This window comes from Chryseolinea soli (assembly GCF_003589925.1).
Taxonomy (GTDB): domain Bacteria; phylum Bacteroidota; class Bacteroidia; order Cytophagales; family Cyclobacteriaceae; genus Chryseolinea; species Chryseolinea soli.
This window is the reverse complement of the sequence record NZ_CP032382.1, coordinates 7,205,824-7,227,658: the sequence shown is the minus strand read 5'-3', so window position 1 is coordinate 7,227,658 and position 21,835 is coordinate 7,205,824. Positions and strand designations below refer to the sequence as shown.

The 21,835-nt window shown below is 53.2% G+C and carries 11 protein-coding genes; 2 read left to right on the top strand and 9 right to left on the bottom strand.

Translation table 11 applies throughout. From position 1 onward, the window contains the following. Nucleotides 1-4 precede the first annotated feature (4 nt). The 8 genes from D4L85_RS29935 to D4L85_RS29900 all read right to left on the bottom strand — a co-directional run bounded on the left by D4L85_RS29935 (nt 5) and on the right by D4L85_RS29900 (nt 16,845). Nucleotides 5-538: a YfiT family bacillithiol transferase gene (locus D4L85_RS29935; protein ID WP_119757803.1), complete on the bottom strand. Its 534-nt coding sequence runs from the start codon at nt 536-538 to the stop codon at nt 5-7. Then, the gene (locus D4L85_RS29930; protein WP_119757802.1) at nt 528-1,289 is read right to left on the bottom strand and encodes a TerC family protein; all 762 of its coding nucleotides are present in this window, start codon (nt 1,287-1,289) and stop codon (nt 528-530) included. Before D4L85_RS29930 ends, D4L85_RS29935 begins: the two co-directional genes overlap by 11 nt. Nucleotides 1,290-1,445: 156 nt before the next feature. Next, nucleotides 1,446-6,698, bottom strand: coding sequence for an Ig-like domain-containing protein (locus D4L85_RS29925; protein ID WP_119757801.1), 5,253 nt, complete (start codon nt 6,696-6,698; stop codon nt 1,446-1,448). Nucleotides 6,699-6,729: 31 nt separating this feature from the next. After that, entirely contained in the window at nt 6,730-8,031 is a 1,302-nt protein-coding gene (locus tag D4L85_RS29920; protein WP_119757800.1) for a hypothetical protein, read from the bottom strand. 11 nt (nt 8,032-8,042) lie between these two features. Further along, nucleotides 8,043-9,086 (bottom strand): porin family protein, encoded by a 1,044-nt coding sequence (locus tag D4L85_RS29915; RefSeq protein WP_160144092.1) that lies wholly within the window; start codon nt 9,084-9,086, stop codon nt 8,043-8,045. Nucleotides 9,087-9,090: 4 nt separating this feature from the next. Further along, nucleotides 9,091-12,246: an nSTAND1 domain-containing NTPase gene (locus tag D4L85_RS29910; RefSeq protein WP_119757798.1), complete on the bottom strand. Its 3,156-nt coding sequence runs from the start codon at nt 12,244-12,246 to the stop codon at nt 9,091-9,093. A 2-nt stretch (nt 12,247-12,248) separates the two neighbouring features. Then, complete coding sequence (locus D4L85_RS29905) at nt 12,249-13,688, bottom strand: hypothetical protein (RefSeq protein ID WP_119757797.1); 1,440 nt, start codon at nt 13,686-13,688, stop codon at nt 12,249-12,251. Between the two features lie 4 nt (nt 13,689-13,692). Beyond that, nucleotides 13,693-16,845 (bottom strand): MFS transporter, encoded by a 3,153-nt coding sequence (locus tag D4L85_RS29900; protein ID WP_119757796.1) that lies wholly within the window; start codon nt 16,843-16,845, stop codon nt 13,693-13,695. Nucleotides 16,846-17,085: 240 nt separating this feature from the next. On the opposite strand from D4L85_RS29900, the gene D4L85_RS29895 reads away from it, so the two are divergent. Then, a complete protein-coding gene (locus D4L85_RS29895) occupies nt 17,086-19,419 on the top strand; it encodes an OmpA family protein (protein ID WP_119757795.1) in 2,334 nt (777 codons plus the stop codon). Between the two features lie 85 nt (nt 19,420-19,504). Here D4L85_RS29895 and D4L85_RS29890 read toward each other — a convergent pair whose 3' ends face one another. Continuing rightward, a complete protein-coding gene (locus D4L85_RS29890) occupies nt 19,505-20,695 on the bottom strand; it encodes an S-adenosylmethionine:tRNA ribosyltransferase-isomerase (protein WP_119757794.1) in 1,191 nt (396 codons plus the stop codon). 62 nt (nt 20,696-20,757) lie between these two features. Here D4L85_RS29890 and D4L85_RS29885 point away from each other — a divergent pair, with 62 nt between their 5' ends. Next, nucleotides 20,758-21,834, top strand: a complete 1,077-nt coding sequence (locus tag D4L85_RS29885; protein WP_119757793.1) for an o-succinylbenzoate synthase — start codon at nt 20,758-20,760, stop codon at nt 21,832-21,834. Nucleotide 21,835: the final 1 nt, after the last annotated feature.

Here is a 21,835-nt window from a genome sequence, read left to right as displayed (position 1 = left end):
ATGTTCAGGGCCGGAGGGCGGCCACAATCTTCAGGTGCCCCAGGTGGTGGTTTCCGTGCCAGGCATAGGTGGCGGTGAGCCGGTCCAGCGGCACGTGCTTTTTCGTATCCGGGTGAATGAACGATCGCTTCAGGTCCGTCACCGGGATGAGTCTGATCAACGCTGTCCATTTTGTGTGCAGCGCTTTTAACAGACTAACGGAAATGACTGGATCCAGGGTTGTCTCGGGAGTTAAAGCCCATAGCTTTTCCTCATACGCTTTGATCAGCGGTGTTTCTTCGGTCAGCGTCCACTTGAAGCGGATGTAGGCGTTCATGTGGCTGTCGGCGATGTGGTGCACCACTTGGCGGGCGGTCCATCCGCCTTCGCGGTAAGGCATGTCCAGTTGCTCGGCGGTGAGGCTGTTCACGATCTTCTCCACTTCTACGGGAAGCTTTTCGATCTGTGCCAGGTTGGCCAGCATGTCCTGCGTGGTGTAGGATTCTTGCGGCGTGAATTTGCCGATGGGGTAACGGAGGTGGTCGTCGTTATTCGTCATGGAATTCTTCTTTGGCTTTCTTTCGTCGGTTTCGCACGCGGATGTTCACCATTTCGATGATCATGGAAAAGACAATGGCGAAATAGATGTATCCTTTCGGCACTTCCTTGTGCAGTCCTTCGAGGAACAACATGAAACCGATAAGGATCAAAAAGCCCAGGGCCAGCACTTCCATGGAGGGATGCCGGTGAATGAAATCGCTGATCGCTCCCGAGAAGATGATCATGATGCCGATGGAAAGGACCACGGCGATGATCATGATGATCACATGGTTGGTGAGCCCCACGGCCGTGAGGATGGAGTCGAACGAAAAAATAATATCCAGCAAGATGATCTGCACAATGATGCCCACCACGTTGACTTTGCCGCCGCCCGCTTCCAGGGTTTCCTCTTCACCTTCCATCTCGTGGTTGATCTCGCGCGTACTTTTCGCGATCAGGAACAACCCGCCCAGGATGAGGATGAGGTCGCGGCCACTGATGGCGAGGTCGGTGTCTTGAAAGATGAAGTTGCCGGGTATGGAGAACAGGGGTTCTTTGAAGCGCATCACCCAGGTGATGGTGAGCAGGAGCAGGATGCGCACAAACATGGCCAGCACCAACCCCAGGTTACGGGTCTTGGCGCGGATCTCTACAGGAAGACGGTTGGAGACAATGGAAATGAAAATGATGTTATCAATGCCCAGCACGACCTCAAAAAATGTAAGCGTTAATAAAGCGAGCCAGGTCTCCGCTTTCAGGAAAATTTCCATGTACGGGGGTTATGAAGTTTACGCGTTAAAAATAGGACAACTAACCATCTCCTCCAAAGGGGTTATAAATTATAAAAAGTCCGTTTTCAAACCCTTAAAACGTCTTTACGGCCACGAAATGGCCATAAAGACGAAAGGGAGAAAATGGGTATGAGATTAGCGGTGGGTGACCACTACTTTCTTGCGTACCTGTACCCCTGGAGAAGCCTCGAATTGGATCAGGTAAACGCCCGCCGCAAAAGATGTTGTATTCACGACCACTTGCTGCTCGCCGGTAACGATCGTGCGTTGTAACACTTCGTGGCCAAACGTGTCGAAGATCGACAGCGGCATGTCTTTCCGCGCGGCTTGTGGCATGTGGATGATGAGTTGATGATCGGCTGGGTTGGGATAGAGCGACGTCTGTTGGCTGAAGGAAGGCTCTGTGCCGGTCACGATCGCGGTGGGCAGATTGGACGGATGTTCGAGCATGGCCGCCTGCAGTACTTCCTTCGTGTCTTCGTTCTGCACGAATACCACCACCGAGAGGTTGGCCGGGTCCACATGCGTGTTGTCCACTTGCCAGGTCAATGTCGGCAAAGTGACAGGTACCCCCGTGGTCAATGGCATGGCCAGCACAGTGCCCGACGCATTGGGTAACATTTTACGCAAAACAAATTCGTTGCCGTCCACGGGGTTTTCGACAATGACGACGTGGGCTATCAGCTTGCCTTCCGTAAGGGTTTGATTCGGCGTGATCTGTGCCACCACCGACAACTGGCTGGTACTGGCCGGCACCGTGGAGATACTGATGTCCAAAGGCGACGTCACCAGCGAGCGAAGGGATTTGCTCTGGTCAAACCAGTCGGTGGGACCGGTAAGTTTACCACCGCTCGTGCCATCAACGTAGACACGGGGCACCACCTGGTCGGTATTGGCAATGCCATAGAAAGCTCCGCGGGCACCAGGGTCCGTGGGATTTTGCAGGTTGATCTCATCTTCACCGGGGAAGCTCACGTTGTATTGGATCTTCACCACATCGTCTTGGGGAGTATTGAAACGGGTGTTGTTGACACCCGCGCCCGCAGCGGTCACGTTGGTGAAGTTCTCTACCAGCATGATGCGATTACGGTCCTCGATGTGCACATTGTTGAAAGCAACCCCTTCAAACTCCGTATCGCCGTTGCTGGCGAAGGCAACGCGAAAACGCACTTTGTTCCTTTTGGCCGATGGCAACACATTTTCGGGGAGGTTCAGGGTGTGTTTGGCTTGCAGCCAGATCGAGTCGGTCTTGTCGATATTGGTGGTCCAGAGGTCGCCTGACCAGGCCACCACGCTCTGCTCGCCGGGCGCGCTACCCGATACACCGATAGTATTGTACCAATTCAAACCGGAGTTCTTGTCGCCGATCACTTTCCAGCTCAAGCCGCCGTCGGTCGACACCTGCAATACTGCTCCATCCTTACCCGAATCAGAACCCGTATTCGCAATGAAATCCATTGCAAAGACGGGGCGCTCAAAGCCAGTGATGTCGAAGCAGGGGCTGTTCACCGCCGAGTGCTCGTTGGAATTGTAATCGCCGAAATTTACATTCTTGTCGCCATTGGTTACCCACGCCTTGTTGATGTTGTGGATCACGGTATCATTAGGCGCCGTGAATTGCCAACTGGAGTTTACGCTGCTGCTGTCGACTGCCCAGAAACCGTCGCCCCCGTTGAGCGCTTCCATGTGATAGGGATTGAGGGAGTTGAAGTTTTTGAGGTAGGGGAGAATTCGCAAGGTCTTTTTCACCGTGTCGCTGCAATTCAGGTTGGTATATACACGCAATTCGACGGTATACTCGCCTTCACCATTGGTGAATTTGTGATGGGGCGCAAGATAAGTACCCGTGGTGCGACCTGCGGGATCGTTGATCACCGTGCCCTGCGGGCTCTTGGCCCACACATCGCCGTCGCCAAAATCCCAGTAAATGGTTTCGGCGTTAAGATCCGACAACGCTTGCAAGTTGGTGTTGTCGCCATCACACAATTGATTGAAGGTGACGTCCGCCGTCGGATTTTGTCCCACCACAAGGGATTGTGTGGCGGATGAGGAGCACTCCTGCCCGTTGCTGGTTGATTTTACAACCAGCGATACACTGGCCGGACCGTTGTTGGCAAAGGTGTGTACGACATCCTTGGTGTTGTAGCTCTGCGAATCGCCTGAGAAACTCCAGCTATAGCTGGGATTGGAACCTGGCGGCACGGGACCCACGTAGGTCGTAGCGCGGTTTTCGCAAGGCGACGGGAAGTTGAGGTTGATCACCGGCGCCGGGGCAACCACGATGTTGACCGCGGTGTAGTCGCTTTCGCAGCTGCGGAAGTTTTGTGTTACATAATAGGTTTTGGTGACAGGGTTTTGCGTGTTGATGTCGGTATCGAACACTGATCCGGTGCCGGGCGTGACATCCGACAGCGAAGAGGAAGTATACCAGGCAAAGGTAATTTTTTCGCTAGGGTATTGCGACTCGGCCGATAACACGCGTTTGCCGTCAAAGAACTGGCAATATTGTTGGTCGAGGGAGATGGGACCACCTACTTTCTTGACGACGGTCACCGACCGCTGCGTCGAGGCCACGCAGCCGTTGTTGTCCTTGTAGTTAAACTTGACGGTAACCGCCTTCTGATTGAAGCTACCAAAGTTCACCAGGTCGGGATTGAACGTGTAAGGTCCCGTGCCCGACCCCGACACAGAGTTGTAGCTGGTTTCCTGATAATTTAAGGTTGTATAGCCAAAGCCGGGCGCATCCAGCGTGGAGGAGAGCGTGATCAAAGGATCTTTTTCGCAGACAATCGCGTCCTCCCTCATGGGAAGTATTTCAGGTACGGCGCCGGGCCCCCACATAATAGCGCCCGAATAGGTAAAATAGAAAGGATCCTCAATTTTGTCAGGAGTAGAGTTCCTGAGATACACCATGACATACACCGATGAGGTTTGCCCCGCAAGGGCATAGGCTTTTACGGGGTTGAAGGTATAGGTCGGGCCGCTTTTGCTAAGCGGGTAGTTGGGGTCTAACGGGTCATAAAACCCGTAGAGGGCCGTTGCCGCATTATAGCCATACGCCTTCAAAGAGCTAAACTCTTTTCCGGGGGGAATAGTGTATACTGACTGGTTAAAAACGAGCCCGGTGGTAGGATTGTCGTTGTAACAGTATTTCGTTTTAAAATTGGTGACAGCCGACCCCGGAACGTTAACATCCACAGGAAAGCTGTTGGAATTCGAACACCCATTGGCCGAGGTGTGCGTGTAGGTAATCGGTACGCCCACGGCCTGGGAAGTAAAGGCCTGAGGGTTGAAGTAATAGTTGCCGTCGGTGGAGTTGAGAGTCACCCCCTGTCCGCTGAACACACCTGTGCCATCGTTGGGGATAACGATAGTTTTGTCGCTAAGCAGGTAGGCACTTTCATCGTAGTTGAACTGGGTGCGAATTCCGACCATAAAATCGATTGTGGGTTTTGTAAGGCCGGTGACCACCACATCGTCGGTGTCGGTTGCGCCCGTGTTGTCTTTCACCGTAACGGTATATGTACCGGGTGCCGTCACGCTCGGGTTGGTTGCCGTGCTGGTAAAGCCGCCTGGGCTCGACCATGAAAAGCTGAAATAACCCGTGCCGCCAGAACCGGTCGGGCTGCCGCCGATGGTCACGGCGTCGCCGATACAAAGGTCCTTGTCCGGACCGGCAGAAGCGGTTACAGCCGACACATTGACGGTGGCGGTATTGGTGAGTGTTTTCGTGGCACAACCGCTGGAGGTAGCTTGAAATTTATACGTGTAGCTCGTCGGGCCAGGAGTAGGGTAGACGGCACCACCGGGCGTAGCATCGGTAGCAAACGAAAGCTGGGCACCGTTACCACCTTGCGTATTGCCGATGTTGGTGCTCGGGTTCAAGATCATTTGATAGGTTACAGTCGACTGGGAGTTGTCTACTTTGATCGCAGACGATCCGCCAACGGCAGCGCTGGCCGGGCTGGCAAACACATTGAGGTTGGTCAGGATGGCCGGCTTGAAGTTGATCGTCGCTGGCGCGCTGGACAAGCTGTTGTCGTTGTTCGTCAATACCACATCGAAGGAACCTGTTACCGAAGGCACGATGAACTCGACTTTGGTGGAGGTCTGGGTAACATAGTTGGCCATAGGAACCGGGGTGCCATCGATGGTTACCGTGGGTGTCGTACCGAAGTTGGTACCATCCAGCGATACCTTTTCACCAACGCAGGTGTTCGTGGCGGAGGTTGTAGAAGCGGGTATGGTTATCGGTGACTTAAAGGTGAACGTCGGCAGCGCTATCGTTGTGAAATTCCAATCCGTGTCATTGGATATCCCGCTGTAGCCCGCACCATCCACATCTTCAAAAACCGAATTACCGATCCTCACCGCATAGGTGACGCCGGGAGAAAGCGTTCCGACAAAGTTAATGGTGACCGTCGAACCGGCGATCACTACTTTTCCCGCGGCAGTGGGGTCAATGGTTTCAAACGTACTACCGGCGGTCACGTTCCTGATGCTGATCCTATTGTTGGTGTTGGAGTTGTCACCCACATTCACCACAGGCTCCGAGAAGGTAATGCTTACACTGCTCGTACTCAGGGAGACGCCAGTCGCATCGTCGGCGGGGACCGTCGACAAACCGAAGGGCGCAGGATTGTTGGTGGTGAAGTTCCAATCGTTTTTGGCCGTGAGGCCGGCAAAAGGATTTGTCGCAGCGTCGGTGTAGGAGCCGGCGGGGACGATCACATAATACTTGGTGCTAACCGCCAGGTTGCTGCTGATGTCGATGGTGACCGTCTGTCCACTGATCGAAATGTTGGATGACGTGGCCACGTCAAAGCTTTCGATCATGGAGTCGTCGGAGTCTTTGCGCAGTTCGATCGTTCCCGTGCCCTTGACGAGGGAACTGCCGTTGAACTGGATCACGAGGTTGGTGGATACCGCTACGCCGGTGGCATTGTCGTTGGGCGTAAGATTGTTTACCGTGGGCGGTGTGTTGTCGAAGCGTACGGAATTGTCGCTGCTGGTGCTAGCCGCCGTATTTGTTGTTCCATCCGAAACCAACTTGGCGGCCGCGGCGGGGATCTGGGCAATGACATTGCCGTTGCCCGTCATGCCGGTCACGCTCACGCGGTAGGTGGTACCGTTGTTGGGGGCGATTTCTGTTACGGCGGCTGCCAGCGTTCCCGTTGCCGTGGACGTGCTCAGGTCCACGTCGGCGGAAGTGAAGCCGGTTACGGCTTCATTGAAGGTGACCACAAAGAGGATAGGCGACGCGTTGGTGGGATCCACTTGTGCGCCGTCCTGCTCGATCGTTACAGTGTTGTTGGCCCATGCTGACCCCGTTGCCATGAAAAACAGCAAAAAGGTGAACAGGCGTCTCCGTTGTAAAGAAAAGTCCATAGACAGATATCGTTAATTCGTATGCTAAAAATTAATTCTTCAATTCTCCCTGGCTGTCGGTGCGGATCAAAAAGATCGACGATAGACCGCCCGTTTCTTCCGAGGCGTCGCGGATGGTTCCGCAGATCACGAGGCTGCCATCAGCCGCTTCGCGGATGGACGACACAATTTCATTCGTGGGCCCGCCAATGATCTTGTCCCAGATCGGTGCGCCATAAGCATCGACCTTGATCAGCCAGATATCCGTACCACCGTTACCGCGGGTGGGTGTGGTTTCTAATGTGCCGGCCAAAACATATCCGCCGTCGCGCGTCGACGTCAACGACTCGCCGGTGTCTTCGCTGGACGACGATGTGGGATCCGATACGGCAATGCTCTCGGAGGCACCATCATAATAATGGACCGATTCCTTTTGGAAATTGCCCAGCTTGTCGGTACGGACAAAAAAGACATTTCCCTTGTTGCCATCGGTGCCGGCATACGTGCCGACGGCACCATAGCCGATGGGGGCAGCCTTGAGATCATTGATCACCAGCGATTGCTCGGTCAGTTGTCCGAAGTAGTCGCAATTCACAAACACGGAATTGTTCTCCACCACCGGCATGGCCACATACGAGGTCGTGAAGTTGCTGGCCGTACCCGATACGGTAGCTCCCCACATCACGCGGCCGCTATTGTAGAATACCGATTTTGTGTTGATGTAGTCACGCTCCAGGTAGTTGTATTCCTTTTTCCAAACCGTATCCAACGACGTGGGATTCAGCGTGGCGATATAAGCGAATTCGTTGAGACCGGGATATTTATAGGTGCCCAGGGTCACGAGGTTCCCCTGATCGTCCAGCGTGAGGGCATCGGCATGAAAGTCCACATGCGCATCGCCCTGACCATTTTTCACGGTCTTGGCATAGGATACGTCCGATACGATAGATCCGCTGTTATCCATACGAATGAGGCGTGACCAGTAGTTTTCCAGGTCTGGGATGCTGCCTGAATTTGGGTTCAATTGAATACTGTCGCCCACCAGGATGTAACCACTAGCCGATACGGTAATTCCCCGGGCCGACCCGCCGTCGATGATCTTTTGCCACTCGGGCTTGCCCAGGGCATCGGTTTTGATCACAATGATCTTGGAGGTGGGCTGATCGCCGGGTATGTTGATGGTGCCGGCAATCACATAGCCATCCTCGGTGATTTCGGCAGTGGTGGCTACGTAGCTGTTGGCACCTTCATAAAAATGCATGAACGTATTGCGTTGACTAACACTGGCGTCCTCCAGGTTCTTACAGCCCGACAATAGCAACAGGGAAAGCGAAATAAAAGAGAGCTTCTTCATTGGGGAGGGACTTACTTGTTCAGTTTTTTAGGATTGAATCGGTTGTATACGTATCCCAAGGTTACGCTGAGTGTGTTCATTTTGAAAATGCCGTCCACGTAACCGCCGGTCGGGAGGGTTTTTGCATAGAGGGCGTAAATATCGGCCGCGTCGTTCAGTTTGGTGACTCCATAGGAGCCCCGCACTTCCAGAAAGGCGAACCCACCGGTCACTTTCATTTTCGCACCCAGGGCCAGTATGGCACTGGCATTGACCCGGTTCCGGTAGTCGTTCAGCGACAGCGATTGTTCATCCAGCGATGCGGCCTGTTCCTTGGTGCGCGAGAATTTATTGGTGGCGTTCAACAGGTAATCCAGCGAAGCGCCAATGCCCACATAGGGGTTGAATTTGCTTTCCAGAAAACGATACTGCAGGATCACAGGGAGAGTGACCCACGTTTGATTTTCTTTGCCGGTGATGGTGAAATTCCGGGGGTCGCCGGTGGCGATCTCGTCGTAGGTCACTTTGTTTTCATATTTGAAGGTCTTCAATACGAAATTCAACTCTGTATCGATCGTCAGCTTCTTGTTCAGCGGCACTTCCACGGCCACACCACCCTGGAAGGAGATGCCGGCCGAATATTTGCTGGTGCCTCCATTGGCGGGCACATAGCTTACCACGTTGGGCTGGCTCGCATTCGCGCCCAGCTTCACACCGAGACGGTAGATCGGATGCGTGCGAAAGGTGCGATACAAGGCAATGAATTCGGCGGGATCGGTCGTCTGGTTGATCTCGAAGTAATGATCGGTGCGCAGCAGGTTCAGCATCGCTTCATCGGCCTTCGCGGGCTCCTCCAGGTAAATGTAGGCGAGACAAAGCAGCTTGTAGGCCTCTACTTTTTCCTGTTGTGAAAAGCCATTCTCCAGGCATCGCGTCAGCAACTCGGGGATCTCGTGCAACCGGCCTTGCTCATAAGTAGACCGGGCCAGGCGCAGGGTTTGCGCACAGGAGGTCAGTTGGGCGTGGGCGGTAAAGGCAAAAAAAGCAAAGGGAAGAACGTAAAAAACTCTTTTCATGCAATCAATTATTGTTATCCGGTAAATCAGCACACGTCTTTTCATACTTAAGGTCGTCGCCAACGAAAATCTCCCATTCGTCTTTGTTGATGTTGCGTTTTACGCTGCCGCAAAGAATGTTCGCCATGGTCGGAATTTTTGTAGGCCAGGCGTGGATGGTATGTTCAACACCTTTCACGGTTTCGATGGAGCTGTGCACGCAGGCCAGCAATTGCTCATCGTCCGGTGTGAAGGCTGCACCCCAAACCCAGTCTTTGTGATCGCTGAACACGATGGGCTGTTCTTTCAGGCGGTCCACATTCCACAGGCGCACGGTCTTGTCCTTACTGGCGGTGGCCATGAACTTGCCGGCGTGGTTAAACTGGATCTGCTCGATCACCGACGTGTGTCCCGACAGCACGCGCAGCACAAGGTTGCTCTGGTTGTCGAAAAGGGTTACCACCCCGGTGTTGTCACCCACCACGATGCGTCGTCCTTCGGGCGCGAAGCAAACGGCGGTGAGGTGTTGTCCCAGATTTTTATGTTCCGCTACGGTATAGTTGTTGCGAATGTCCCAAACGTACAGACTGCCATTCTCACCTGCACCCGCCAAGAAGTTTCCATCGGGACTCAGGTCAATGGCATTGATCTTCACCGGCGGCACGATGACTTCGCGGCTCGTGCTCAGGTCCGAGTACTTGATGCTCTTACCGGAATTGTCGCGGGCATAGAAGCCTTTGCCATCCGGTGTGAAATTCAGGTTCTCGATGGCATACGTAAAGCCCGTCACCTTCTTGGGTGCGTCCGACATGTTGTCGAGGTTGTAGACCTCTACATAGTTCTTGGTTTCACTGTTGGAATTCAACCCTGCCGCGATGAGCAATTTTCCATCGGCACTCACGTCGATGGTGTAGTATTGATAGTCGGGACGGTTCACGAGCATTTCCGATTTCCAGTTGTTGTTCACTTCCGTCCAACGGAAAACTTTGCCGTCGCTGCCGCCGGAATAGATCTCGTTGCCGGTAGGGCGGGTCACCAACGCGCGGGCGGCGCCGCGGTCGTGGGCTTGCAAGCTTTGGGTGAGGGGATGGTCGTATTTTTTCAACGCGGCATACAGACCGTTGTAGATGTCGTTGTCGTACTCGTATCCGCGGTGATCAGTGTTGAACTTGTAAGCATGTTGCGCGATGAGGGCTTCTTGTTCCGGATCGTTCAACTCCTTCGACTTCACGGCCATGGCTTTCGCCTGGGCGATATAACGCTGTCGCAAGGCTTCGGCCGCGTTGTCTTTAGCGATCTGTTCTTGTTGCTTGGCGATCTGTTCCTGCTCCTTGGCAATGGCCTCGTTCTTCAGGGCGCGCTCGGCGTTGAGTTTTGCCTCCTCGGCATTCTTTTGCGCCTGGATGGCGTTTCTCTTTGCCAGCTCGGCGTTTTGAACCGCGCGTTTTTCAGCTTCTTGTGCCAACAACTTTTGCGCAGCTTCAGCTTTTTGAGCCTCTTCGGCTTCTTCCTTAGCCTTGATAGCCAAAAGTCTGTCGTTATCGGAAACAACGCGAAGGCTATCGGCGCGATGAGCATTGGCAACGGCCAGTTTTCGGGCATTGTCTGCTTGCGCTTTTTGGAAAAGCGCATACACCAGAAATGACAAGCATACTACCGTAGCTACACCCATGATGATACCAAACACTCTGGCCCGCTTCAGCTTGGCCTTCTGCTCCATTTCCTTGATGCGCTGCTCGGTTTCCCATTCTTTCCGGGAATATTCCAGGAAGATGAGGGTGCGCTCAAAGGCAGGGTTATAACGTTGCCCCCAAACAAGCGTGGGCTTATGCTTGGCTTGCCAATTTAAAGCGAGCTGCAAATCCGGTGGTCGCCACAAGCCGGCTTTACCCACCTGGTACATGGTGGCGGCATCGGCAAGGCGCGTATACATTTGCACGGCCTCCGCTTCGTCATCCACCCAATTCTTCAGACGCACCCAAATCCGCATGAGACTTTCGTGCGAAATGTCGACCATGGATTTGGACGTGATGTATGCGCCGTGCGCAGGTGTGAGCAAAGATCTTCCCTGTTCCCGGAATTTATCAATCACCTCGATCACGGCATCTTCCTCCACGCTGGCGATGGCGGCAATTTCCGTGAGGCGTGTCGGGCGGCGGATGCCAAAGTTCTCACCGCGTTTCTCCGTGATGGCCTTGAACAGTACTTCACAAATATGTTTTTGCTCTTCCGAAAGTTCGTCGTAGGCTTCGTTGGCGTGTTGCGACAAAGCCTCCGTCATGGTGCCGATGGCTTCGTAGTGTTTCAGGTCAACGTGCTCTTCTTCGAAGTCGCGATACAACGACCAGTAGCTCCAGGTACGCATCAAGGCGTGTTGCAAAATGGGGAGTTGGTCGGGGTTATCGCCCAGGTCGTTTAGCAACTGCTGCACCAGGCGGGGCGCAATGCTGGCGCCACCTACTGCAACCGGCCCCTCGATGGCATTCCGTTTTTGTTCGCGCGTGAGCTGCGGGATCAGGTAGTGACTGTCGTTGATCTTGCGGGTGAGATCAGGGAACTGCGCACAGTCGCCGATAAAATCCGACCGCATGGTGATCGCTACATAGATGGGGGCATCGGGATAGTTCACGGCCTCCATCAGCAGGTTCACAAAGGCGAGCGTTTCGTTCACCGAGTTTACATCGTGACCTTCCTTGAACCGGAAAAGTTCTTCGAACTGATCGACCAGCACCAGGTAGTTCACGTCCACATCCTTGCGGGTCTGCTCGATGGCTTCAACCAATCCCAGCGAGCTGCTGCGCAGCAAGGTAGAGAAGATGGTGCGCTTGATCTTTTTCTCTTCGGTGTCGGACGCGAGGTACTCGGGGTTGTTTTTCAGCAGCGCTTCAGCCAGGTTGTCGATGGGACCTGCGCCGGGGCGTGTCACCACCACTTCCCAGTTGGGGCTGGCGTCGGTGAGGAACCCGCCATACAAAATGGGCATCACGCCGCAATAAATGAACGACGACTTACCACTTCCTGACGGACCGATAACGCCTACGAACCGGTTCTTCGAAAGCTTGAGCAGCACTTCGTCGCTTTGTCCTTCACGACCAAAGAAGAGGTGACTTTCGTCGATCTTGAAGGGTCGCAACCCGGGGAACGGGTTGGCGGTTTCTAATTTTTCGTCAATGACTTGCATGACTATGCTTTAAATTCTTGCAAAAATGATTTTAACGATTCCAGGGATTGTTGATTGTCGCCATCGATGACCCGGAGGTTCTGGCTCTTGAACGACTCGGCGTTCACGTGCGAGCCTTTGGCGGTGAAGATGGCCTTGCCCATAATGGGCTTTTTGCGGCCAAAGCCCGGCGCCTTCAACAGGTCCAGCGCTTTCATGCGCACCCATTGATCGTTCACCTTGCCTTTGTAGATGATGGCGGCGTCCAGGTTGCGCAGGTTTTCGATGTGCTTCTGCCGAAGCTCCAACAGCTCACCTTCAAACGAAGGCATGAGCACGCTGAATCCTGAACGCTCGATGAGCTCTACAAACGGTTTTATATCGAGATGATCTACTTTGTCGTGCATGAGGTAGACGGCGCGGCCACCGGTCTCGTCCAGCGCTTTCTTTTCCCCGGCGTCGGCCAGTTCTTCGCGCATGATGTTCTTGAAATCTTCCAGCGGCGTCTGTAAAATTTCGGCGCCCTCTTGTGCTTCCACATCGCGTTTCAGGTTTTCGATGAATCCCTTTTGGCGCTCAGTGATGTGGTTCAGGTTGGGCGATATCCAGATGAGGCGTGAAAATTCTTCTTTGTTCTCCCGTCCGCGGTTGCTGCGCTCGGCGGCGATGCGGTTCTGGATGTCTACCACGGAACGGTCGGTACCTTCGGGGATGTCGCCATACACGGCGCCGATGAGGTGGATGGACATGCTGCACTCGGCCAGGTCGCGGCGAGCCACGCGCTCCAGGTCGGCCACATTGCCGGGCAGGGTTTGGTTGGGCAGCACGGTGTAGCCGTGGCGTTGCAATTCACGGGTAATAATATTGCGCTGCACCGACAGGTCGTGGCCCGTCTCGGCCAGGTAGATGGTTTTGCGCTTGAAAACATTCTTCACTTCCTTCGCCAACGACTTGTCTTTGAACGCCGACAACGTGTCGAAAATATCATAGCTCAGATCCACCATCTCCATCCAATACTGGCGCTCAGCCTCCGTACTGAAGTAGTCGGTGTATTCGCGGATCTCGCCCGAATCAGGGTCGAGTTGATACATTTCATAGCCCAGCAGTTCGCGTACGCGCGCCGGCTGCTCCTGTACGGGCACAGGCGTTTTGAAAACTTTGAACACTCTGTTTTGCCCCTTGGTGCTCGCGACTTGTGTGAATTTCTCCAGGTGATCCAGGCCGGGGCTGGATTGAATAAAATCTTTGGATAGGATAGACACCAACACGGCCGCGTTGTCGAGACGCGGCGAGGTCATGGTGTCGTGCTCGGATTTCAGCAACACGTTGGGTTTCTCTCCCAAGATCTGCGTGAGCATGGATTCCAGGAATTTTTTGAATTGAGTGACCCATCCCGGTTCGTTTCCAGTCGCCTCGTTGTCGCGGTCGGAAAAAATAATCAAAACATCAATTTCAAAGGCCATGGTTTCAGGTTAAAGGTTGTTGCAAATAGGGTTCGGTTTCTTCCGTAATATTTTTGATGAGGCTTTGCACCAGTTCGTGATGGTTGGCCATTACATAGTAAAAATCCATGAGGTTGATCTTGAACACAACACAGCGCTCGGTGGCCTCCAGTGATGTGATCTTGGGCGCTATGCCATCCTGGAACAGGTCGCCGAACAGGCTGCCACGTTTCAAGGTGGCGGCGAGTATCCCGTTCGTTTTCAGCTGTGCCTCACCGTGCGCAAGCACAAAGATGGGGGTGTTGAAATCGTCGGGTGTAAATTTCACGCGGGTGGCGAAGGCGAGATCCAAAGGTGTGATCTTGTCGGCCAGGTCACAGAGCATGGCGCCGTGAATATTTTTGAAGGCAGGCAATTGTTTCAGGAACATGACTTTCTCCACCCACAAAAAGAAACCATCGTTCAAACCATCCAGCAGCTGATTGTTTTCGATCGACGAGTCGAGGAATTTTTTGTCCTTGAGGGGGAGGCGTTCGGAGATGACCTCAAACTCTTTTTTGTTCTTATTATAGATCACCCATGCCGCCGTTTCCTGCAGGAGCTTGTCGGCGTTGAACATTTGCGCCACCAGACCGCGGCTGATCCGGAAATCGGAGATATAGGCCGACGCGTAAATGGCGCACGCCTTCGTCCACCGATTGTTCAGGTTGAAGTCGCGGTTCAGGATGTAGTTGATCACCTGAATGGGATTATAGCTTTCGCGGGGAAAGAAGATCTGCAATTGTTTCAACTTTTCCGGGACGGCCATGTCATCCAGCAAGGGGATCAGTTTAGGTTTCACCTCGGGGTCGATGAATAAGTCCAGCAACTCCATGGCAAACGCGATGTTGTCGGGATCGCCCGACTCGATATTCTCCCGCACCAATTGCACAGAACGCGGTTCATGCAGGATCGAAAGCAGGATGTAGATCTGGTCGTAATTGTCGCGGGTCTCTTCTTCGAGCGCTTCACGTAAAAAGAAAAATTCTTTTTCCTCGGGGAGCTCGTGCAACGCGGCCAGGTTCCAGATGGTTTTGCTCATCTCGCTTTCCAGCAAGTTGATCACCTCGCGCGCCTCACGTCCCTCGGCCTGATAGTTTATAAAACGCAGCGAATTGAGGATCTGACGCACGATGCGCTTATCGGGATAGTCGGCTTTCTTCCACAGCAATTGCAAGGCGTACTTGCCGCCAATGCTGCCCATGATCTGCACGATGCGCAACATCACCAGGTCGCTTTGTCCCGACTTATGGAAGGCAGCTTCCAGGGTGGGCAAGGCGGCTTCACCCGCTTCCTTCAGCGCGGCTGCGGCGTGATGACTGTAGGCAGGGGAGTTTAACAATTCGATCAACACCGGCCAGGTTTCGCTCAGCTTCACCTTGCGGGCAGTATATAGCGCTTCGAAACGAACTTTTGGATCGACGTCGCGAAGCAATTCCAGCAATACGAAAATGGTGCGCGGTCCCACCAACTTGCGCAACAGCTTGGCCGCGAGGACACGATCCGATTGTCTGACCGACTTACTGAGTTTTAATAATTTCTCGGGCGAGATAGACAGCAGGTCGCTGTCTTCCAACTCGCCATAGGCTTTTTCGGCTAGCGAACGCAGTTCTGTTTTGCCGGCATCGTTGCGCAGCCCGAGGGCCTGGATCTTTTCTTCGGCAAATGCCCGGACCTTCCGCGAGGAGCTTTCAATCAATCGCATCAACGTGTTTTCGAACAGGGCGGGCTCCAGTTTTTCCATGAGCTTCAACCCGTAGACGACTTTTTGCTCGACCGAGCTGTTCACCTCTTTTTCCAATACCGTGTTCAGCGTATACTCCCGCTCAACGCGGGCCGATAGCGAAGATTTGTTGCGCACCAACGTGTCTTGCAGGGTATGGCGATAGCTGTTGTTCATTCGGTTGGAAACAAAATACCAGATGAGCAGCAGCGGTATGGTGAACAACGTAATATAGATCAGCGTAAAGAATTCTGCTTTGGTGATCAGGATAATGAGCGCACCGGCAAGAAGGCTGGCAAAGGCGGTGACCAACCCCTCGATCTTGGTTTGCACGTCGATGCGAATGCTGCTTTCGATTGGCAACAGGTAGAGCTTGAACGTGGGGTTGTCCAGTGATTCGCGGAGCGACCGGACAAAGAGCTTACTGATGGCAATCACCATGAAGAAACCTAACGAGTACCCGAAGATCGTTCCCAAAATCAGGGCCACCACCGTGAAAAGACAGATGAGGAACGGGTTGATCAGCAGCGGTATGCGCAGGCCATACTCTTTAATAATGCGATCCGTGGCCAACGTCTGGAAAAGAAACCCGAAAATAACAATGGTCATTTCAAAGTAGGAGATGAACCGCGGCAAGTCTTCGCGGCTCAGAAAAATGGTGGTGGCGTTGAAGAATGAGTAGTCCACAAAGTTCACGGCCATCATGGAAACCACCACGAAAAGCGACATGTAGAGAATGTACCGGTTCTGAAGGAAATCCTTGAGTACCAGCTTTTTGTACATCTTTTTTTCCTGGGCGAATGTACGTGTCTTGTATTTCAGCGACAAGAAAATAAACAACCCCATAAAGCAGATAATGCTCGCCAGCGATACGGAATACAACGTTTCCGTTTTCACTCCCAGACCGAGGAATTGAGGGATGGAAAAGAAGGCGATGAATGAAGCGATCATGGCGCCCATATCCACCGTTCCTACGAGGCGCTTGGACTGGCGGAGGTTGAACAAGCGGCCAAAGGCGCCCCAGAAAACGAGGTATATAATAAAAGAGAACGGAATGATCTGTGCAAACCCCAGGAAGTAGATAGTGCGTGGGTCCGCGAAAAAGCCTTCGCCAAATTCAATAAAAGCCGTCAGCACCGTGATCACCGCCAAGCTGAGTACGGCCAGCAATTGAAAGGGAATCCGGTTTTGGAGGAAGTTATAAATAATGGTAGCAAACAATCCGAACGCACCCGACACCAACAGGGCGATGGGCAACTGGGTTTGCTCGTCGAAATGTTCCAGGAAAAGTGATTGCGAAGCTACCGTAATAGTGGCCACGAACACCCCCATAAAAAAGCTCATGATGAACAACAGGCCCACGCGACCGGTCTCGCCCGGCTCGGTATCAAGAAAACGGATTATTTGTGCCTTCATAGATTTCCCCCATTACCCCTAAAATTGCTTATATTCCAACAAAAATCCTATAAACTACCATTTTTTTGGCTGCCTCAGCGTATATGGCAGGGGTTTGCGAAGCGGGGTCCGATTGCTAAACGCGGGTACAAAATGCTAGGGCAAAATTCAGGATAACGTCACCGCTTGTAAGGTTCTGACTAAAAATCCCTGTTCGCTAGTCTTTATTCTTTGTAGTATTGAGGTTAAAACTTAATCTGTATGACAAGAAAGGTCAATCTGCTTTACTGGTTATTGTTCTTTTCAGCCGTCGCCCTCCAGGCCCAGGACAGCAAATCGCTGGCGGATGCCGAACATTATTTTAGTGTCCGGAGCTATGATGTAGCCCTTCCCAAATTCCTGGCGGCCATACAGGCCGGCGAAAAAAGCCCCCTGGTCTATTACAAAACGGGCGTGTGCTACCAGAAATCACCGGAAACCGACGAACAGATCAAATCCATTCCCTATTTCGAGTATGCCTTGAAAAATGGCAAGGACATGCCGACCTCGTTGTACTACGATTTGGGCACGATGTATTTAAAAGACGAGAACCTGCAAAATGCCGTACAGAGCTTTACCAAGTTCCGCGAATTGAGCAGCAAGGCCGATAAAAAGATCATGGCGCAAGCCGATGAAGCCATTCAAACCTGCCACAACGCCATCGCCCTGATGTCGGTGCCCCGGAATTTTAAGGTCACCCACTTCAACTCCATCATCAACACAAAGTACACGGAATACAACCCGGTGGTTTCGGCCGACGAAAGCGTGATGGCCTACACAGCCCTCCGCCCCAATACCGGCAAGACCCGCACGGGCGATAAGTTTATCGAAGAAATATACATCACCTACAACATCAACGGAGCCTGGTCAGAACCCAAAGTGGTACCCATCGCCCACGACTACAACGTAGGCACTGCCGGCATTTCGGCCGATGGCCAGAAGATGCTCATTTTCATGGGTGGCGCTTCCGATCCCGGCGGACTGTTCCAGATCTCGAAGGCCGGTGGCGATGCATGGTCAAAACCCAGCCTCCTCACGCCGACGTTGAACACCCCAAAATACCTCGAGTCCACCGCCAGCATCACCCCCGACGGCAAAACGATCTACTTCGCCAGCGATCGGCTGGGCGGTCAGGGTGGGTTGGATATTTATAAAACCACGTTGCAGGCCAATGGTTCATGGACCAACCCGGTTAATTTGGGCCCCGAAGTAAACAGCAAGGCCAACGAAGACGCCCCGTTCATCCACCCCGATCAAAAGACCTTATTCTTTACGTCCGACGGTCACAACTCCATGGGTGGCCGCGATATTTTTGTGACCCGCATGGTGGGCACCAAATGGACGTCGCCGGAAAATATGGGCTACCCCGTGAACACCACGGTGAACGACAACTATTTCACGCTCATCGCCGACGGAACCCGTGCTTACTTCTCCTCGGACCGCAAAGGCGGCATGGGGGGACAGGACATCTACTACATCGACCTGCCGGCAGAGTCGGCCAATATTCCGTTGACCATGATCAAAGGAAAGATCCTGAACGCCGAAACGGGCAAGCCCATGCCGACGAAGATCTATCTCATCGACAATGAAACGGATAAAAAGCTCGACTTCGTATATGATCCCGATCCGGAGACCGGTAACTATCTCGTGATCCTGCCGCCATCGAAGAACTACGACATGGTGATCGAGTCCGAGGGCTTCCTGCCCTATACGCTGAACATCAACATCCCGAACCAGACCTATTTCTACGAGCTGTATCAAATGGTGAGCCTCAAGACCATCAAACAGTTCGACGTGGTCGTGGGTCAGGAAGTGCAGGTGAAGAACGCTTTCTATGATACCGACAGCGATGTGAAAGCCGATCTCCGCAAAACGCATGAAGCCAAACTGGTGCAGGGTGGCAATGTTGACGTATACGACATGATGCTCGACCTCATGGCCGCGCAGGACAAGGATGGTATCAACTATCTGAGCGACCTGATCCAGATGAAGGACCCGATCGAAGAAGTGAACTTCAACGAAAAAGAGAACTCACGCATTGAGATGGCTACACGCACCTACTACTATGACGAAAGCGACGAAAGCAAGTTCGAGCAAAAGCAGGTAGACGGCAAGACCATCTTCTCGTTGCCCACCTTCATGGTGAACGAGGAGATCATGAAGCAAAAAGGGCAGACGGCTAAAAAAGCTTCGGTCATCGACAAGGCGGTGCTGGCCAAGAGCGCCAAAATATATTTCGACGCCGGCAAGAGCGACCTGAAGGCTCAGTACAATGCACAATTGGATGGTATCCTGGCGGAGTTGAATAAAAATCCCGACCTGGGGATCGAGATCCTTGGTTTCGCTTCCGCGGAAGGTACGGAAGAAATGAACCGTGACCTCTCCAACAAGCGGGCCATCTCTGTGCTTGACTATATCAACCATAAAGGCGTGGTGCGTCGCAGGATCGTAGCGAAAGGCTATGGTGCCACAAAAGATCAAAGCGCCTCCAAAGAAGAAGGCCGCCGCGTAGAAGTGCACATCGTCGATCTCAACGCGCTGTCCGAAATAAAATAGCGACAGCTTCTTCGCGCTGTCTTTGCGCCTTAGCGGTAGAATTTTAAACCGCAGAGGCGCAAAGACGCAAAGAAAGGCGCAGCGCTTAGCCCTCCGTACGCGGGATTAATAGTGAACTATCGCCATAGCTGAGGAAGCGATAGCCGTTAGCAAGCGATTCGTCATAGACCTTCCTCCAATCCGCTCCAATAAACGCGGCCACCAGTAAGATCAGCGTTGAACCGGGTTGATGAAAATTGGTGATCAACGCCTCGCATACCCGGAACGTATAACCCGGCATGATGTAGATGGACGTTTCGCCGGTGAGCAGATCCAATTGATTCCGTTCCATATACGCCACCACGGCACGCAGCGCCTCGTCGCGAGAGGGCCAACGGTCTGCAGCAGCATAGGCTTCATGTTGTGAGATCGTAAAAACAGCCCGTGGGTCTTTCAATAATTTCACGCCATACCAATACAAGCTCTCCAACGTCCGCATCGACGTCGTGCCCACCGGCACGATATATCGTCCTGACAAAAGGCGATCCAGGTTGGCCCGTGTCACCACCACCTGTTCGTTGTGCATCACATGCTCCATGGCATTCTCGACCTTCACAGGCTGAAATGTTCCCGCGCTCACATGAAGCGTGACAAAGTCGTGTGCGATGCCTTTGGCTTTCAATTGTTCAAAGATGGCTGGCGTAAAATGCAGTCCGGCCGTTGGCGCTGCCACGGCCCCTTCGTGGTGCGAGTAGATGGTTTGATAGCGATCGCGATCGGCTTGCTCGGGCTTGCGATGGAGGTAAGGGGGCAAGGGGGTTTCTCCCGCAAGGTTCACCACCTCGGCAAAGGAATGTTCCGTAGCCCACTCAAATTCCACCAACCCTTCTTCGCGATCGCTCAGCGTGGCCTTTAAGGTGATGCCGTGAAATGTTTTGAATAACGGCTCATCTTTCCAGCGCTTCAGATTTCCCAGCGTGCACTGCCATGTGCAGCGATGGTGGGCCTGCATGGCTTCCATGACCAGCGGCGAAGGGAGCACCGGGTGCAGCAAAAAGATCTCAATGACGGCGCCCGTATCTTTCTGGAAGTGAAGCCGCGCGGGGATCACTTTGGTGTCGTTAAAAAACAGGAGAGTGTCGGCCGGCAAAAGATCGGGAAGCGACGAAAAGATTTGATGGTCGATAACCCCGCGGTCGTAGAACAACAGTTTGGATTGGTCACGGTTTGCCAGGGGATAGACGGCAATCCGTTCCGGGGGAAGCGTATAAGTATAATCGCTGATGGAAATGTCCATGTCTGAATAAAGGGTTCAAAGTTAATTCTAAAACCTTATTTTTAGCAGATCATTGTTTGCCTATGGCGCTACAGACATCGTATTCACAGGAAACGTTCCGTTTCAGCTTCAACGCCCGCACCTCGCGGGGATTGATGAAAGATAAATTGTCGTGGTTTGTAAAACTTTGGGACGACACCCAGCCCGACGTCGCCGGTCTCGGAGAAAGTGGCCCGCTTCCTGGCCTCAGCACGGATGACCGCCCGGACTTTGAGACCGTGCTTGCCGACGTGCTGGCCAAGTTCCCACACCACATCTCCACAGAGGACCTGCAAGGCCCTCCATCCCTTGACAACCCGGTGCTGCAAAAAGCACTGGCCCTGGTGCCGGTGGGTTATCCCTCCATTCGTTTCGCCATCGAAACAGCACTGCTGGATCTGATGAACGGCGGCAAGAAAATCATTTTCCAGAACGGCTTCCTCGATGGCCAGCGCATTCCCATCAACGGCCTCATCTGGATGGGTGGCCTGGATTTTATGATGAGCCAGATCAACGAAAAGGTGGCGCAGGGATTTCGCTGCATCAAGCTGAAAGTGGGCGGGCTTGACTTTGAACGCGAGTGTGAGGTGATTGACTACCTGCGCAAGCGTTATTTCCGGGAGAACATCACCATACGGCTGGATGCCAATGGTGCTTTCAAAGTAGACGAAGCGTTGTCGCGCTTGCGCGAGCTGGCGCGGTTGAAGATCCAGTCCATCGAGCAACCGATCAAACCGGGGCTTCCGGAGATGGAGAAGTTGTGCCGGGAGTCGCCCATTCCCATTGCGTTGGATGAGGAACTCATCGGGGTGGAAGCGAGCGAGGAGAAGATGGCGCTGCTGACGCGCCTCCGTCCGCAGTTCATTATTTTGAAGCCTACGCTTCACGGGGGAATGAGCGGTTGCCGGGAGTGGATCGCACTGGCGGAAAGTCTTGACATCGGATGGTGGATCACCTCAGCGTTGGAGTCCAACGTCGGCCTCAATGCCATTTGCCAGTTCACGGCGAACTATCCCATAACGCTTCCGCAGGGATTAGGAACGGGGATGATCTATGAGAATAATGTTCCGTCCCATCTCACGGTGAAAGACGGGCATATTTATTTGAGCGACGGCGTGTGAA